Origin of the sequence: Nonomuraea sp. NPDC049129 (assembly GCF_040648495.1) — a bacterium.
In the GTDB taxonomy this organism is placed as follows: Bacteria; Actinomycetota; Actinomycetes; order Streptosporangiales; family Streptosporangiaceae; genus Nonomuraea.
Genome location: NZ_JBEZDU010000013.1, coordinates 162,855 through 177,496, shown reverse-complemented (window position 1 = coordinate 177,496; position 14,642 = coordinate 162,855). Strand labels below are relative to the sequence as shown.

12 protein-coding genes are annotated in these 14,642 nt (G+C 68.6%); 7 read left to right on the top strand and 5 right to left on the bottom strand.

The annotated features are described in order from the left end of the window. Positions 1-13: 13 nt before the first annotated feature. Entirely contained in the window at positions 14-1,039 is a 1,026-nt protein-coding gene (locus AB0B64_RS35485; protein ID WP_357951370.1) for a LacI family DNA-binding transcriptional regulator, read from the top strand. 48 nt (positions 1,040-1,087) lie between these two features. Here AB0B64_RS35485 and AB0B64_RS35480 read toward each other — a convergent pair whose 3' ends face one another. Further along, the gene (locus AB0B64_RS35480; RefSeq protein WP_358182880.1) at positions 1,088-2,107 is read right to left on the bottom strand and encodes a LacI family DNA-binding transcriptional regulator; all 1,020 of its coding nucleotides are present in this window, start codon (positions 2,105-2,107) and stop codon (positions 1,088-1,090) included. A 787-nt stretch (positions 2,108-2,894) separates the two neighbouring features. Between AB0B64_RS35480 and AB0B64_RS35475 the strand changes: the two genes are divergently transcribed. Further along, on the top strand, positions 2,895-4,133 hold the full coding sequence (locus tag AB0B64_RS35475) for a glycoside hydrolase family 30 beta sandwich domain-containing protein (protein WP_358182877.1): 1,239 nt from the start codon (positions 2,895-2,897) through the stop codon (positions 4,131-4,133). Here AB0B64_RS35475 and AB0B64_RS35470 read toward each other — a convergent pair. After that, on the bottom strand, positions 4,090-4,443 hold the full coding sequence (locus AB0B64_RS35470; RefSeq protein ID WP_357951374.1) for a hypothetical protein: 354 nt from the start codon (positions 4,441-4,443) through the stop codon (positions 4,090-4,092). The two genes, AB0B64_RS35475 and AB0B64_RS35470, sit on opposite strands and share 44 nt — an antisense overlap. A 164-nt stretch (positions 4,444-4,607) precedes the next feature. Beyond that, a complete protein-coding gene (locus tag AB0B64_RS35465; protein ID WP_357951376.1) occupies positions 4,608-4,739 on the bottom strand; it encodes a hypothetical protein in 132 nt (43 codons plus the stop codon). Between AB0B64_RS35465 and AB0B64_RS35460 the strand changes: the two genes are divergently transcribed. Together AB0B64_RS35460 and AB0B64_RS35455 are read left to right on the top strand one after the other, a co-directional pair. Further along, entirely contained in the window at positions 4,738-5,832 is a 1,095-nt protein-coding gene (locus tag AB0B64_RS35460) for a glycoside hydrolase family 43 protein (protein WP_357951378.1), read from the top strand. The two genes, AB0B64_RS35465 and AB0B64_RS35460, sit on opposite strands and share 2 nt — an antisense overlap. Before the next feature lie 100 nt (positions 5,833-5,932). Then, positions 5,933-7,561, top strand: coding sequence for an OmpA family protein (locus AB0B64_RS35455; RefSeq protein WP_358182874.1), 1,629 nt, complete (start codon positions 5,933-5,935; stop codon positions 7,559-7,561). Between the two features lie 282 nt (positions 7,562-7,843). Here AB0B64_RS35455 and AB0B64_RS35450 read toward each other — a convergent pair whose 3' ends face one another. Beyond that, a complete protein-coding gene (locus AB0B64_RS35450; RefSeq protein WP_358182871.1) occupies positions 7,844-9,121 on the bottom strand; it encodes an ROK family transcriptional regulator in 1,278 nt (425 codons plus the stop codon). A 158-nt stretch (positions 9,122-9,279) separates the two neighbouring features. Between AB0B64_RS35450 and AB0B64_RS35445 the strand changes: the two genes are divergently transcribed. Both AB0B64_RS35445 and AB0B64_RS35440 read left to right on the top strand, forming a co-directional pair. After that, a complete protein-coding gene (locus AB0B64_RS35445; RefSeq protein WP_358182868.1) occupies positions 9,280-12,807 on the top strand; it encodes an alpha-N-acetylglucosaminidase TIM-barrel domain-containing protein in 3,528 nt (1,175 codons plus the stop codon). 181 nt (positions 12,808-12,988) lie between these two features. Further along, complete coding sequence (locus AB0B64_RS35440; protein ID WP_358182864.1) at positions 12,989-13,435, top strand: hypothetical protein; 447 nt, start codon at positions 12,989-12,991, stop codon at positions 13,433-13,435. A 147-nt stretch (positions 13,436-13,582) separates the two neighbouring features. On the opposite strand, the gene AB0B64_RS35435 is transcribed toward AB0B64_RS35440, so the two are convergent. Then, complete coding sequence (locus AB0B64_RS35435) at positions 13,583-13,798, bottom strand: hypothetical protein (RefSeq protein ID WP_358182861.1); 216 nt, start codon at positions 13,796-13,798, stop codon at positions 13,583-13,585. Between the two features lie 515 nt (positions 13,799-14,313). Here AB0B64_RS35435 and AB0B64_RS35430 point away from each other — a divergent pair. Further along, on the top strand, positions 14,314-14,592 hold the full coding sequence (locus AB0B64_RS35430) for a hypothetical protein (protein WP_358182858.1): 279 nt from the start codon (positions 14,314-14,316) through the stop codon (positions 14,590-14,592). Positions 14,593-14,642 lie beyond the last annotated feature (50 nt).

Here is a 14,642-nt window from a genome sequence, read left to right as displayed (position 1 = left end):
GGTTACCGGTCACATGCCACCGAACGACATTCCTCCAGGCCGGTCCGCGAGCATCTGGGATGTCGCCCGGTTGGCAGGTGTCTCCCAGCAGACCGTCTCCCGCGTCATCAACGACAAGACCCGCGTGAGCGAGTCAACCCGGGCCAAGGTGATGCGGGTCATCGCCGAGCTCGGCTACCGGCCCAATCGGTTCGCCCGGACGCTGGCCGGCGGCCCGGTGAGCTGGGTCACCGTGCTCACCTCGGACACCGCCCTGTTCGGCGCCGCCGCCACGCTGCGCGGCATAGAGGAGGCGGCCAGGGCGGCCGGCTTCTCGGTGGGCATCAGTGTGCTGGAACCGGGCGCGAGCAACGACATCGCTCTGCGCCTCAACCGGCCTCAGGAGCCCGTCATGGTGATCGCCTACGACGGGCCCGGCGTGCGCGCGTTACGCGCGCTGCCGCCGGACGTGCTGGTGACCGCCGCGGTTGAACGCCCCGACAACGGCTCGGGCGACGACTCATGGCAGGTCTGGTTGGATGACCGGGCCGCGGCGGCGCACGCGACGCGCCACCTGCTGAGCCTGGGGCACAAGACCGTCCACTACGTGGCCATCCCATCCTCCACCAGCGCGCTTTCGCAGCGGACCCGTGGCTGGCAGGACGCGCTGCGGGCGACCGGACGACCTCTGCCCGAGCCCCTGCGGGCCGGCTGGACTCCCCGTTCCGGATACCTCGCGGTGCGCTCCCTGCTGGCGGACCACTCGGTGACCGCCATCCTGTGCGGCAACGACGACCTTGCCCTGGGCGTCATGCGGGCCGCGCGCGAGGCCGGACGGGATATCCCCGGCGACCTCAGCGTGGTCGGCTTCGACGACACCCCGGCGTCGGCCTACCTCCACCCCTCGCTCACCACCGTACGGCTCGACTTCGAGGGTCTCGGCCGCGCGTGTTTCGGTCTGCTGCTCCGCAGGCTGCAGCCGGAGGCCGCCCTGTCCCTTCCTACCTGGAACGAGCCGGAGCTGATCGCGCGGGAGAGCAGCGGTCCGTCGCCGGCCTGACGCTCATCTGTGAGCAGGCGGCCGCCCCGCTGCCCCGGAGGCCAGGCGTCAGCTCAGGCGTGCGGGAGGGCCGGTGCTGTCGCGGACGACGAGTTCAGTGGCGAGTTCGATGCGGCTGTGTGACAGCGGCTCGCCATGGGCGAGCTTCAGCACCATCGAGGTGGCCGCGGAGGCCATCTGTCTGAGGGGCTGGCGGATGGTGGTCAGCGGCGGGATGGCCCACCGTACCGAAGGCATGTCGTCGAAGCCGATCACGCTGAGATCGTCCGGAATGCGCAGGCCGAGCTGATGAGCCGCATGGTAGACGCCGATGGCCTGACCGTCGTTCGTGGCGAAGATCGCGGTCGGCCGGTCGGGCAGGCGCAACAGACGTTGCGCCGCTGCCAGACCGCCCTCGATGAAAAAGTCCCCACGGGCGACCAACCGCTGGTCGACGGGCACGCCGGCCATGTCCAGAGCGGTGCGGTAGCCGTCGAGACGGGCCCGGCTGGACAGCGCGGAGTCCGGCCCGGTGATGATGGCGATGCGGCGATGCCCGAGCTCCAGGAGATGGCGGGTGGCCGAAAGCCCGCCGTTCCAGTTGCCCGCACCGATCGACGGGATGTTCTTGCCGGGAGCGTCGGCCGGATCCAGCAGGACCAGCGGGATCTCGCGGCGGGTGAGCTGTTCGTGCTGGGCTTCCGTCAGACCGGAGAACACGGCGATCACTCCGCTCGGACGGCGTCGCAGCACACCCTCCACCCACGCGTCTCCAGCGGTGTGGTCGCGGCGGAGATCCGATATTCCCACCATGAGCTCGTGCTCACGAGCCACCTCCGCCACGCCGTTGGTGATCTCGACGGGATAGTCGCCCTCCAACGCGTGGAAGACCAGCTCCACCACGGCCATCGAGGTGGATCGGCGGCGCTGCCGCCGATAGCCGTGCTGGCGGATGAGCCTTTCCACGGCGGCGCGGGTTTCGGACGACACCGCGGACCGGCCGTTCACTACCTTGGAGACCGTCGCGGTGGAGACTCCGGCCAGCTCCGCGAGCTGGGCGATGGTGAGGGGAGACGACTCCATGGTCATGGCGGCAGTCTAGCTACGGAGGGCCGACAGGCGGCCTGAGGCGTCGGTCTCCACACCCGCATACGCCTTTGCGGTGAACGTCAAGGCGTTGGCACGGGAACGTCTTCCCTCCTGAAGTTTCGCCTCCGGGAAGATCGAGCCGCACTGCCTGCGCAGGTGAAAGTTTCACAGAAATAGCCCCGTTGGCAGCGGGTAACTTGCGCTGCCTTCAGAGTTAATTTGCGGCTCAGGACGTGGCCGTGCCAGCACATTCTTGCCTCCGTTGAGTTGCCGGCGCATCGCGGTGGTCGGCGGGCCCGCATTCCCGCTCTTTGGTGCGGTCCAGCCGCATGACCAGGGGCGATATACCGACCTGGCGCTGGGTTCAACCGTCACTCATCGCCCTCTGGCGCGCCGCTAGTTGATCTTAATTAGGTTTCTGCCATGTGAACGGTTGACGAGTCGCAGTCATGGACTTACCTTCCTGCAAGAGATGTTAGCGCGAACAATCGGCGCTCTCGGAAGGGTTGCCGGCAATGACCTGACCTATGTGAGCTTCATCGAAGTGACTCGATGAGAACGTAACCCCACTCTGCCTGGTCGAGCATTGTTGCCATGTTAATGGGAGCGCTCCCATGGTGCGGCAGAACGGGCGCCGACCGGGCCAACGGGACCGGAAATGCGCGGACTCGGCAAATGGCCAAGCGGACTCGGCAAATGGCCAAGAGGAGGAGACATGGCGCAAGGGCGGAATGAGTCTGTCAGCGGCGAGCGAGGATCGCTGAGCCGGAGAAGCGTCCTGGCGACGATGGGGGCTCTGCCGGTCCTCACCGTCGCGGCGTCGGCCGCGGGGGCCTCGGCGGCCGCGGCTGCGACGGCTGCCGCCGCGGTGATCATCGATCCGTCGGCACGGCGGCAGACGATCCGAGGCTTCGGCGGCATGACCCACACGGCCTGGATCGGCGACCTCACGGCTGCCCAGCGGGACGCGGCGTTCGGCACCGGCGAGGGCCGGCTGGGATTCTCCGTGCTGAGGATCCCCCTCCCCGAGAACCAGGCGGACTGGAGCCGCGACCTGGCGACGGCGAGGCGCGCGATCGAACTCGGGGCGACCGTCATCGCGTCCCCCTGGAATCCCCCCGCCCGCATGGTCGAGACCTTCGTCCGTGGCAGTCAGACCAACGCGAGACGCCTCAGATACGACATGTACGGCGCCTATGCCCAGCACCTGAACGACTTCACCGCGTTCATGCGGAACAACGGGGTGAACCTGTACGGCATATCAGTGCAGAACGAGCCCGACTACGCGCATGATTGGACGTGGTGGACCCCCACCGAAATGGTGCGGTTCTTGCGGGAGAACGCCGGCTCGATCAGCACCAGGGTCATCGCGCCCGAGTCCTTCCAGTACCTCAAGAACATGTCGGACCCGATCCTCAACGACCCCACGGCGCTCGCCAACGTGGACATCATCGGGGCGCACCTCTACGGCACCTCGTTCGCGAACTTCCCCTATCCCCTCTTCAAGCAGAAGGGTGCGGGCAAAGAACTCTGGATGACCGAGGTCTATTACCCCAACAGCACCGATTCGGCGGACCTCTGGCCCCAGGCGCTCGATGTGGGGGAGCACATCCACCGCGCCATGGTGAACGCCGAGTTCCAGGCGTACATCTGGTGGTATATCCGGCGCAGCTACGGCCCTATGCGGGAGGATGGCCAGATCAGCAAGCGCGGCGCTAACATGGCGCATTTCGCCAGGTTCGTCCGCCCCGGATACGTGCGGATCGAGGCGACGGCGAACCCGGCGTCGAACGTGTACGTCTCGGCGTACCGGGGCGGTGACTCCACGGTCGTCGTCGCCATCAACAAGGGGACCTCTGCGGTGAGCCAGCAATTCACCCTGGCGAACGGCACCGCGTCCAGAGTCTCGTCCTGGCTGACCGACGGGAGCAGGAACGTCGCACCTCAGGGTACGACCAGCGTGTCGAACGGTTCCTTCACCGTCACGCTTCCCGCTCGAAGTGTGCTGACCTTCGTGACTGCGTGACCCGGGCTGACGCGGTCAGGGATGCCGCGAGGCGGTGGACAGCGGTGACGATGTAGGGCTCAGGCGTCGCCGCGTGGCCGAGGAGCAGCCCCGGACGTTTGGCCGGTTCCTGGGCGTGCGCGGACAAGGGCTGCACGTCCACGCCATACGCCGCGGCCCGGAAGGCTGCCTGCCTATCACCGATGTCTTCGGGCAGCCAGCCAACCACGTGCAGGCCCGCGTGGGCGGGTGTCACCGACAGGACGCCGTCGAGCTCTTGACGCGCCGCCCGGACGAGGGCCGCCCCGCGTTCCGCGTACAGGGCACGCATCCGCCGGACCGCGTCGTCACCCGGGTCGAGGAGCTGGATTCAAGTCGATCGCTCAGGCGGAGGAGAACGCGGCGGCCCTCGAGCGTGGCCCGCTGGCCCCGGCTCAGATGGCCGAGATCGACGCATTGCTGGCTCGCTGATCAGGAGGAGCCGATACACGGCGATCAGCAGTGGAGCACTTGGTCGATCACCGCGCCGGAACCGAATGTCTCGTAGCCGGGGATCGAGCCGGTCGCGCCCCACATCTCGCCGCAGGTGACTTCGTCTGGGCGGCCCGCGGGTAAAAGGAGCCTCATGAGTAGACATGCTCTTCGACCGGTGGTCATCGCCCTCGCCCTGACCGCCGTCGGCGGCACCGCCGCCTCTCCCGCCAACGCCGCACCAGCCGCCGAACCCGCCAAGAAGTCCGTAGCCCTCGGCCGCACCACCCTGGGTGGTGCCGACCCCAGCGTCATCCGGGTCGGCGACCTCTATGTAGCGGCCAAGTCGGTGAACGGCGGCGTCGCCGTACGGACGGCGACCACTCTCGAGGGGATCGCCGCCGCGCCCCCACGCCAGGTGTGGAAGGACACCGGCAACCTCGGTGAGGTGTGGGCGCCCGAGATCGTGCACCACAACGGCGAGTACCACATCTACTTCTCGGCGGGCCGCAGCGCCGCCCACCGGATGTACCACATCAGCTCCGCCACCGCCGACTCCGGCTATTCCGCCGCGACGAAGGTCGCCCTGCCCGGCGACAAGTGGGCCATCGACGGCACGCCGTTCACCTTCAACGGCCAGCGCTGGTTCGTGTGGTCCGGCTGGGCGGGCGACACCAACGTCGAGCAGAACCTCTACATCGCCCGGATGAGCGGCCCGACCACGGCCACCGGCGGCCGTTACATCATCTCCCAGCCGCGCGAACCGTGGGAGCGGGTCGTCGGCAACCCGTTCATCAACGAGGCTCCCGAGCCGATCCTCGACCCGAACGGGCAGTTGCACATCGTGTACTCTGCGAACGGCAGCTGGAGCAGCAAGTACTGCCTCGCCGATCTGCGGCTGCGCTCCGGTGGTGATCCGACGAACGTGTGGGACTGGTACAAGAGCAACGGGTGCCTGTTCGGCTCGTACGCGGCGTACATGATGGACGGCTGGACCCCGACGCTGCACGTGGACGGCCCGGGCCACCACACGTTCGTGCTGGAGCGCGGCGACATCGCCACCAGCCCGCCGTCCGGCAACCGGTTCCCGACCATGTACCACGCTGTGGCCAAGGGCACGCCGTACGAGTGGTCCAACCGGTACTGGTACACCGGCACGGCCGTCTGGTGGAGCAAGACCACCTACCGGCGGGCGAACGTGCCCGGCCCCAACACTGACATCGGGTACAGCCTCAAGTTCTTCGAATGACACATGTCTACTGAAACCCCGGCAATGAGGCGAACGAGAACGCGAGGCGCGCGTAGGATCCCTACAGCTGACCGATCTTGATCGCCTGGCGGAGATTCATATGGATGTGCGCCTCCGTACGACGGCCCTCCTGCTCGCGGCCGCGATGCTCTGCGCGTGCGAAACGCCCGCCCAGAACGCCGGAAGCGGGACTGCGACCACGCCCACGCGGCAAACCGCGTCCCCGCCGGTCTCGCCGTCGGCGAACGCGACTCCTGCCGGGGGCCTCGTACGGGAAGGGCTGGTCGGCCTGTACGGCTCCAACCCCTTCAAGGTGGACGTCAAAGCGCTTGAGACCAACCGCGACCTCACCGTGCTCAAGATGGAGATCACGGCCACCGGCGAGGGTGGCTCCCGCAGTGGGGACTTCGGCTACGACGGGTTACCCACGCAGAGCGTGAGCTTCGGCAAGTTCCGGCTGTTCGACCCGGTCGGCAGGAAGGTCTACTTCACGCTGCGGGAGAACGACGCCGAGGGCAGGGCGTTCGGCACTCGCCACGGCACGGCCACGACGGAGAACTACCCCGACGACTTCCAAGTCGGCGTGCGCTATCCCGTCGAGGTGTACTTCCCGCCTTTGCCGGCCGGGGTCCGGCAGGTCTCGATCGTGCCGGACATGGCCCTGGCCCCGTTCACCGGTGTTCCGGTCACCGGCGGCGCGGCCCCGCCCGTCGCCAGGCAGCGCGACGACACGGACACGTCCGCTCCCGGCTCGACGTTCCAGTGGCCCGTGGTGCCGCCGTCGGGCAAGATCTGGTCAGGGGTCTCCGACGTGAACGAGCTGGTCGAGACCCCGCAGAAGACGACCGAGCAGCAGGGCACCCAGGAGACGATCGGGCTGCGCACGGACGTGCTGTTCCGCTTCGACAAGGCGGATCTGTCGGACAAGGCGGCCACCGTGCTGGACGAGGTGGTCGAGGAGACGCGCGTGCGGGCCGACCCGGCCAAGCCGCCGATCCTCATCGAAGGGCACACCGACAGCAAGGGCGAGCCCGCCTACAACCAGGACCTCTCGATGAAGCGGGCGGAGGCGGTGCGCCGCTACCTCGCCGGCAAGCTCGGCGACGCGTACGTCTACAAGGCCACAGGCAAGGGCGAGAGCGAGCCGATCGCCGACAACACCAAGAAGGACGGCAGCGACAACCCCGAAGGCCGCGCCCGCAACCGCCGCGTCGAGATCTCCTACCAGATCAAGCAGGACCTGCCCGGCACGACCACCACGACCGGCCCATCAGCGGACAAGGTGCGAGGTTCGGTCCACAGCCCCGCCCCGTTCCGCGCCGACGCGGGTCCGGTGGTGGGCTCGTTGAGCGTGAAGCGCTTCAACAACCGGCTGCGGGTCGACGTTCACCCGTTCTACTGCGACGGCGCCTACCTGGTGGCGGCCTTCGATGTCGCGCTGGAGAGCTCGGAGACGTTCATCCCGGTGCCCGGACCGTTCAGCGGCGGGTCGCACGCGTTCTCCTCAGGCTCCGACTACGGCACGTTCAGCCTGCTCGACCCGGCGACACAGGCGCGGTACCTCCCGCTGAAGATGAGCACCGTGTTCGTGGAGAACTCCGTGCTGTCCCTGGACAAGGGCGAGGTCAACAGGAGCTACGTCTACTTCCCCGCGCCCGCCGACTCGGCGCGTTCGATCACTCTGGAGGCGGAGGGCATCGGCACGGTGCCCGACATCCCGATCTCGTGAATCGCGAGAGCGACGGATCGCCGGCAGTCCCGCTTCGGCCTTCCGACGCAGCTCAGATCCCGCCTCATCGAGTGCCTGGGCGCTGATCCCTCCCCGGAATTGCAGGGCATCCACCTGGCTCTTCTGGAATGAGATACGCGGCAGATCGCGCCGATGGCACCTCGTCGCCGCCCACACTTCCAGCGGACCCAAGATCCCGAAGCGCACCATTCCAGGGTGGTGCGCGGATCGCTCGCCGCGGCCTCGGCCGTCAACGTCCTCGTCGCCACAGAAGACCCTCGGTCAGCAGACGGTCAGGGTGTCGCGCCACACCTCGTCCAGGGCCATCTGGATCGCGCCGGTGAGCACAGTGCCCTCGGCCAGCTCCGACAGTTCCACGCCAGGCGGGGTGAGGGTCAGGTCTTCGAGGTGCCGGGCGATCGCGTCCAGCAGGACCGCGCCGGCCCGGGCGATGCCCCCACCGATCACGATCACATGTGGGGACAGGACAAGGACCACAGGCGCGATCGCCTCGGCGAAGACGGCGGCGACCCGGTCGACGACCTCGGCGGCGAGCGGGTCGCCCCCGGCGGCGGCCGCGAAGACGGCGGCCGCGTCCGTCGCACGGGCGAGCCTGGACTCCGGATGCGCGGCGGCGCGGCGGCGGGCGAGATTGACGATCGCCTCGGCGCCGATCGCGCGCTCCAGCGGCCCACGACCGTCCCCGGCCGCGTCGGGAAGGTCGGCGTCGGGAGCATCGGCGTCAGGAGGGTCGGCGTCAGGAGGGTCGGCGTCAGGAGGGTCAGCGTTGGGAAGGTGCGCGTCGGGACGGTTGTCGACAGGGCGAATGAAGCCGATCTCACCGGCCTGGCCCGCGCCCCGATGCAGCCGTCCGTCGATGACGACACCGGCACCGAGCCGCTCGCCCCACTGAACCGCGAGCAGGGTGCCCGCGCCGGTGCGCTGGTGGGCCGCCGCCAGCGCGGCCAGGTTCGCGTCGTTCTCCACCGTGACCGCGCACCTGAAACGAGCCCGCAGGCGGCCGGCGAGGTCGATCTCCGACCAGCCCGGCACACTCGGCACGAACAGCACCCGGCCGGTGGTCTCCTCGACGATGCCCGGGGTCGCCGCGGTCACCGCCGCGATCTGCTCGGCGGCCAGGCCGGCCGTCGCCAGCGCTTCATCCGTCGCCTCGTCGACGGCTTCGAGCAGGTGCCGAGCGCTGCGCCGGCCGACCGTCCGGCGAATCACCGCGAGGCGCTCACCGGCCAGGTCGGCGATCCCCGCCGTCACGGTGTGCGGGCCGACGTCCAGGCCGAGCACGGGTGCCGCCCGGCCGTTCAGGGAGAACCGCGTCGCCGGTCTGCCCACAGTGGCCGGCTGCGGCGCGTGCTGCCGTAGCCAGCCGGCGGCCAGCAGATCCTCCACGGCTTGGGCAACGGTCGGGCGGGTGAGCTCGGTCAACTGGCTGAGTTCGGCCAGCCGTACAGGCTCAGGTGCGCGCCGTCGGACCGCGTCGAGCACCGCGGCCCGGTTCATCCTCCGCAGCACGGGTGTGCCCGCCGGCCGCTCCTCCGTCATCCGCGCCCCTTGCTGTCCGGTTCGTGAATATCCGGCATGAGATCTTGACCTCTGGTCGCCTGCGGCTGAGTATATTTCGCAAAGACGTTACGAAAAGTCTTTACATAACTTTCTCTATAGTAGGCCCCTTAGTCGCCCCCCTCGGAGGTGGCCGCCCGATGATCCGTTCCGGCGAACCCCACAGCCCCTTACCGCGCCGATGGCGAACGCTCCTGACGGCACTCGCCGCCGTCCTGCTCACGATGCTCACCGTGCCGTTCGTCTCCCCACCCGAGGCGGCGGCCGACACGGTTGCCGGGTTCGGCGGCCCCGCGGCGCAGGCCCTCGAACGGCTGATCGGGACATCGCGCGCCAAGCAGGTCACTCTGCTCACGATCGTCAAGGGCACGGGCCGAGACCGGTTCCAGGTGTACGGTTCCAACGGCCGCCTCGTCGTCGCCGGCACGACGCCCGCGGTTCAGCTGACCGGCTTCGGCTACTACCTGCGCCAGGTGGCCCACGCCGACATCGCGATCAACGGCTCCCAGGTCGACCTGCCCGAGCACCTCCCGTTGCCCGCGGCACCCATCGCCAGAGACTCCTCGGTGGATCACCGCTTCGCACTCAACGACACCAACCAGGGCTATGCGGGCGCGTATCTGAGCTGGCCGGAGTGGCAGCGGCGGATCGATGTCCTCGCGCTGCACGGCATCAACGAGGTGCTGGTCTACGAGGGCCAGGAGGCGGTCTACCAGCGTACCTTCATGAAGTTCGGCTACTCCGACCAGCAGATGCGCGCGTGGATCCCGCAGCCGGGCCACCAGTCCTGGTGGCTGCTGCAGAACATGTGCTGCACCGACGGCCCGATCTCCCAGCAACTCATCGACCAACGGGTCGACCTCGGCCGCAAGATGGCCGACCACCTGCGTTCCCTGGGGATGGTCCCGGTGCTGCCCGGCTACTTCGGCACCGTGCCGACCGACTTCAAGGCCCGCAACCCGGGAGCCAACACGGTCCCGCAGGGCACCTGGAACCAGCTCGAACGCCCGCACTGGCTCGACCCGACCAACGCGGTCTTCGCGCGTGTCGCGGCCACGTTCTACCGGGTGCAGACCGAACTGTTCGGTAACAGCACGATGTACAAGATGGACCTGCTGCACGAGGGTGGCACGGCCGGAACGGTCAACGTCGCACAGGCGTCACAAGCGGTACAGCGGGCATTGAACACCGCCCATCCCAAGGCGCTCTGGACGATCCTGGGATGGCAGAGCAACCCGCTGCCGGCGACACTTCAGGCCATCGACCGGACCAAGATGTTCATCGTCGACGGCATCAGCGAGGAACCCGGCATCACCGACCGGGACAAGGACTTTCTCGGCACCGGGTACGCGTTCGGCACCATCTGGAACTTCGGCGGTCACTTCAACCTCGGCGCCCGGCTGACGCTGTGGAACCAGAAGTTCCACGCTTGGCGCGACAAGCCCGGCACGGCGATGAACGGCATCGCGCTGATGCCGGAGGCCATCGACAACAACCCGGCCGCGGTCGCGTTCTTCGCCGACCTGCCGTGGCAGGACAGCCCGGTCGACATGCGGCAGTGGTTCGCCGACTACGCCACCGCCCGGTACGGCGGCGAGGATCCGCACGCCAAGGCGGCCTGGCAGATCCTCCTCGACACCGTCTACAGCTGGCCCGCCGGCGCCGACTCCCGGCACGTCACCGGCCTGTACGACGACGAGCCCGGCCTGGCGAACACCGGCTACCCGCTGCAGTACGACATCGCCACCTTCGACAAGGCGCTCGACGAGCTGCTCCAGATCGACAAGGGCCTGCGCGGCTCCGGCGCCTACCGCTACGACCTCGTCGACGTCGCGCGGCAGGTGCTGGCCAACCACAGCCGGCTGCAGCTGCCCAAGATCCGCGCCGCCTACCGGGCCAAGGATCTCGAACGCTTCGAGCGCCTCACCGGCCAGTGGATGGACCAGATGCGGCAGATGGACCGGCTGCTGGGCACGGACGAGAACTTTCTGCTCGGGGCGTGGCAGAAGGAAGCCCGCCGGCAGGCCGCCACGCCGGCCGAGGCGGCGACGCTCGACTACAACCTCAAGTCGCTGGTCACGATCTGGTCCGCCGACGCCCGTCTGCAGGACTACGCTCGCAGGGAGATGAACGGTCTCGTCGGGCAGTACTACGTGAAGCGCTGGCAGATGTTCTTCGACGGCCTGAAGACCACGCTGCGCTCGGGCAAGGATTACCCCGAGAAGATCGACTGGATGGCCGTCGCCAAGGACTGGGCCAAAGCCGGCACCCAGCTCGCCTCCGAGCCACGCGGCGACGCCTACGCCGAAGCGAGCACCGTGGCCGCACTGCCCGACGGCGCGGTGACCATCGGGGTCGACCGTAAGGGCGTCAAGCCGGGTGGGACCGTACAGGTCACCGCCGTGTTCACCAACGACAACACGTCGCGGCCCACCGACCGGGTGACGCTCCAGCTCGACGCCCCGGACGGATACCAGGTGCAGGCGACCTCCCCGATCAGCGCCGACCACGTCGCTCCGCGTGACAAGCTCACCGCGACCTGGACGGTGACCGTTCCCGCAGGTGAGGCCCCAGGCGGCACTCCGGCGCTGGACGTCATCGCCTCCTGGGACTCCGGCGACGTCGCCCGGCGGGACACGGCCTCGACCCGCCTGCTGATCGCCGGAGCCGCGCCGGCGTCGTACAAGACGATGAGCAACACCCCGGCCGAGTTCGCTCCCACCAGCGACGGGATCGCGATCGCGGCGAGCGGCGCGGACCTCTGGAAGGAGACCAACGAGCTCGCCACCGCCTACCGCGCGGACGCCCTGGCCGACGGGCAGCAGCTCACCAGCACGGTGCTGCGCCAGGACGGCGCGTCGGAGTGGACCCGGTCAGGGTTGGTGGTGAGCGACGATCTGGCCACCCCCGGGGCCACCGGGTACGCGAACATCGCCGTCACTCCCGGTCACGGCTGCGTGTTCAGCTGGGATTCCGACGGCAACGGGCAGCTCGACTCGTACACCGAAGTGGGTGGGTTCACCCCGCCCGTACGCGTGCGCGTCGGAAAGTCCGGCGACCGGCTCACCGGCTCGTGCAGCAGCGACGGCAAGAACTGGTCGGTGATCGGGTCGGCCCGCGTCCCGGGCACCGGCGCCACGCTCGACGCCGGCCTGTTCGTCAGCGCGGCCAACCGAGACACCGGCCAGCAGGCGACCGCCGTGCTGACCGATCCCGCGTCGGCCCCGTCGACCGCCCGCGACGGCGCGGGGGACACGCTGCAGAGCCTCCGCAAACCGGTCACGGCGCTGAGCTGGGAGGCGAACCGAGGCCCCGAGTACGTGAACGACGGCAACCGGGCCAACTCGCCGTACTTCGCCAGCCAGATGACCTGGGACACCACCTGGTGGAAGGTCGACCTGGGGACGGCCAACGACATCTCACGCGTCAACGTCCGCAACTATGTCGGAGGCGGGCGCTACTACGAGTACCGGCTGGAGGGCAGCCTCGACGGCGTCACCTGGTACACCCTCGGCGGCCGTCGTGGCCCCAAGGCCGCGACCGACGCCGGAGACACGATGACCACCGAGGCGAAGGCCCGATACGTCCGGGTGATCGGCACCCACAACACCGCCAACCTGTCCTTCCACCTCACCGAGGTCAGCGTGTACGGCACGCCGGCGCAATAGGAGCCGTGAACGTGGGCGTTTCCCAACCTTGATCACGATGGCGGGAACGCCCACGTGACCGGCATCAGAACCCGGGCCGTTACCCCCTGCCGGGCCCTCCTCGGCGCTTCCTCGACGCCCTGGCGGTTTCCCGGCGATTGGGTACGGAGAGCCAGAACGTCAGCAGGACCGACCCGGCACCATGGCCCTGCTGGCGGTGGCGGGCTGGCGGGTTCACGAGAGTCAGGCTGCCCGCAATGCCATGGTTGCCGTGCTGCGCGACCCCCTCCGGGGCACGCTCGTACACCACAAGACCGTCCGGTTGTGGGACGTCGCCTCACATCGGCCGCTGGGCGGGCCGATGACCGGGCACATCGATGCCGTCAACGCCGTGGCCTTCACTCCCGACGGCCGCACTATGGCCACCGGGAGCAGCGACCGTCCTCGGCGCGCTCGGCGGCGTCGAGGAGATGGGCGACGCCGCGGCCAAGGCCGCCGCCATCCACGCGTATGTCACGCAGGTGAACGCCGCTGTCATCAGCCGCTCCCTCACCCCGGCCCGAGCCGCCATCCTCAAGAAGCTGGCGGCCGCCCTGTAACCCACGCCCCGGGGGTGGGCGGGCCACCGGCTCCCCGTTACCCGACATAGCTGGGTGGGCCACCGGCTGCCTGGTAAAGCCGCCCCGACGCGGTGGGCTATCGGACGCCCGGTGGCCCACCCCGCGCGCGGAGGCGGGTCTCCCTAACTGAGCCGTGAAGCGGCTGGAGCGAGACGGCTGGGCGAATCGATCGCCCGCTAAGGGCTCTTCTGGGCTCGGTCGAATGCCCCTGTGTGGTTCATGATCGTGGTGACGAGGGTGGCTGTCGCGATGAATGTACCCCCGCTCCATCCAAGGGCTCCGACCATCGGCACTCCATTCTCTCTCGCCACGATGAAGGCGATGAGCGCGATCACCAGCGAGAGAAGCATGTCGATGGTTAAGCAGAGCGCGATGCGCAGGGTGATGCTCACTTCTTTCTCATTTCGGTCCGATGGATCGAGATCGGAGAAAGCGTGCGGCGCTCGGTCGACCTCGGCGACATCAATGTCCGGACAGGTAAGGCGGGAACTGCCCCTTTCGTCTGTTGATCTAGTGGCAGGCTCGGGCTGGCGTCAGGACGGATCGCCGTTTCGGCGGTGCTCGTCCGTCGCCGCCCTAGATTATGGCGGTTCGCGAGCTGCCGCGCAGATGCAGATGCATGTGCATGTATGGATTTTCCCCTGCGGGATGACAATCCTCCACCGGCGCAGCTTCTCGGGAGAAATTACCGATGCGTTTAGGTCTCATAGAAGCACATAATCCACAGAACGTTAATATGTGACTACGTAAAGTATCTGCACGTGCAGACTGGCTGCTGGGCTGGGGCGGCCGCTGGCCCTTGTACGCCGCGCCGGTGGGTGCTGGTCGTGGCGGCCGTGGCGGTGGCGGCCGCGGTGGTGACAGCCGCAGTGGTGGCGGCCGTGGCGGTGGTCCTGGTGGCGATGCGATGGGACGCCACGGACAAGATCGCGAGCGCCGTGTCGGTCCGTCGGCCCTGGCGGCGCTGGACGCGGTCGGAGTCGCGGTGTGGGCGGCGCTCCCGGTCCTCCCGCCCCAGACCGATGTGTGGGCGTCGAACACCGGGCAGGCCATGGCCGGTCGCGGTGGCCGCGCCAACAGCGGGGCGTCGGGGAAGGCGCCGGAGGGTCGGATCCAGGTGGACCGGACGGGGGAGGCCGACGCGTCCAAGAGCGGCGAAGCCAACTCCGGAGCCGAGCTCGACTGACTTGGTGATCGTCACAGCGTCGGGGCCGCTCTCGCGCGGTCAAGCGCGAG

What these genes read in the sequence shown, in the direction of transcription:
- AB0B64_RS35485 (WP_357951370.1), top strand. Translation starts at nt 14, where the DNA reads ATGCCACCGAACGACATTCCTCCAGGCCGGTCCGCGAGCATCTGGGAT.
- AB0B64_RS35480 (WP_358182880.1), bottom strand. Translation starts at nt 2,107, where the DNA reads ATGACCATGGAGTCGTCTCCCCTCACCATCGCCCAGCTCGCGGAGCTG.
- AB0B64_RS35475 (WP_358182877.1), top strand. Translation starts at nt 2,895, where the DNA reads ATGGGGGCTCTGCCGGTCCTCACCGTCGCGGCGTCGGCCGCGGGGGCC.
- AB0B64_RS35470 (WP_357951374.1), bottom strand. Translation starts at nt 4,443, where the DNA reads ATGCGTGCCCTGTACGCGGAACGCGGGGCGGCCCTCGTCCGGGCGGCG.
- AB0B64_RS35460 (WP_357951378.1), top strand. Translation starts at nt 4,738, where the DNA reads ATGAGTAGACATGCTCTTCGACCGGTGGTCATCGCCCTCGCCCTGACC.
- AB0B64_RS35465 (WP_357951376.1), bottom strand. Translation starts at nt 4,739, where the DNA reads ATGAGGCTCCTTTTACCCGCGGGCCGCCCAGACGAAGTCACCTGCGGC.
- AB0B64_RS35455 (WP_358182874.1), top strand. Translation starts at nt 5,933, where the DNA reads ATGGATGTGCGCCTCCGTACGACGGCCCTCCTGCTCGCGGCCGCGATG.
- AB0B64_RS35450 (WP_358182871.1), bottom strand. Translation starts at nt 9,121, where the DNA reads ATGACGGAGGAGCGGCCGGCGGGCACACCCGTGCTGCGGAGGATGAAC.
- AB0B64_RS35445 (WP_358182868.1), top strand. Translation starts at nt 9,280, where the DNA reads ATGATCCGTTCCGGCGAACCCCACAGCCCCTTACCGCGCCGATGGCGA.
- AB0B64_RS35440 (WP_358182864.1), top strand. Translation starts at nt 12,989, where the DNA reads ATGGCCCTGCTGGCGGTGGCGGGCTGGCGGGTTCACGAGAGTCAGGCT.
- AB0B64_RS35430 (WP_358182858.1), top strand. Translation starts at nt 14,314, where the DNA reads ATGGGACGCCACGGACAAGATCGCGAGCGCCGTGTCGGTCCGTCGGCC.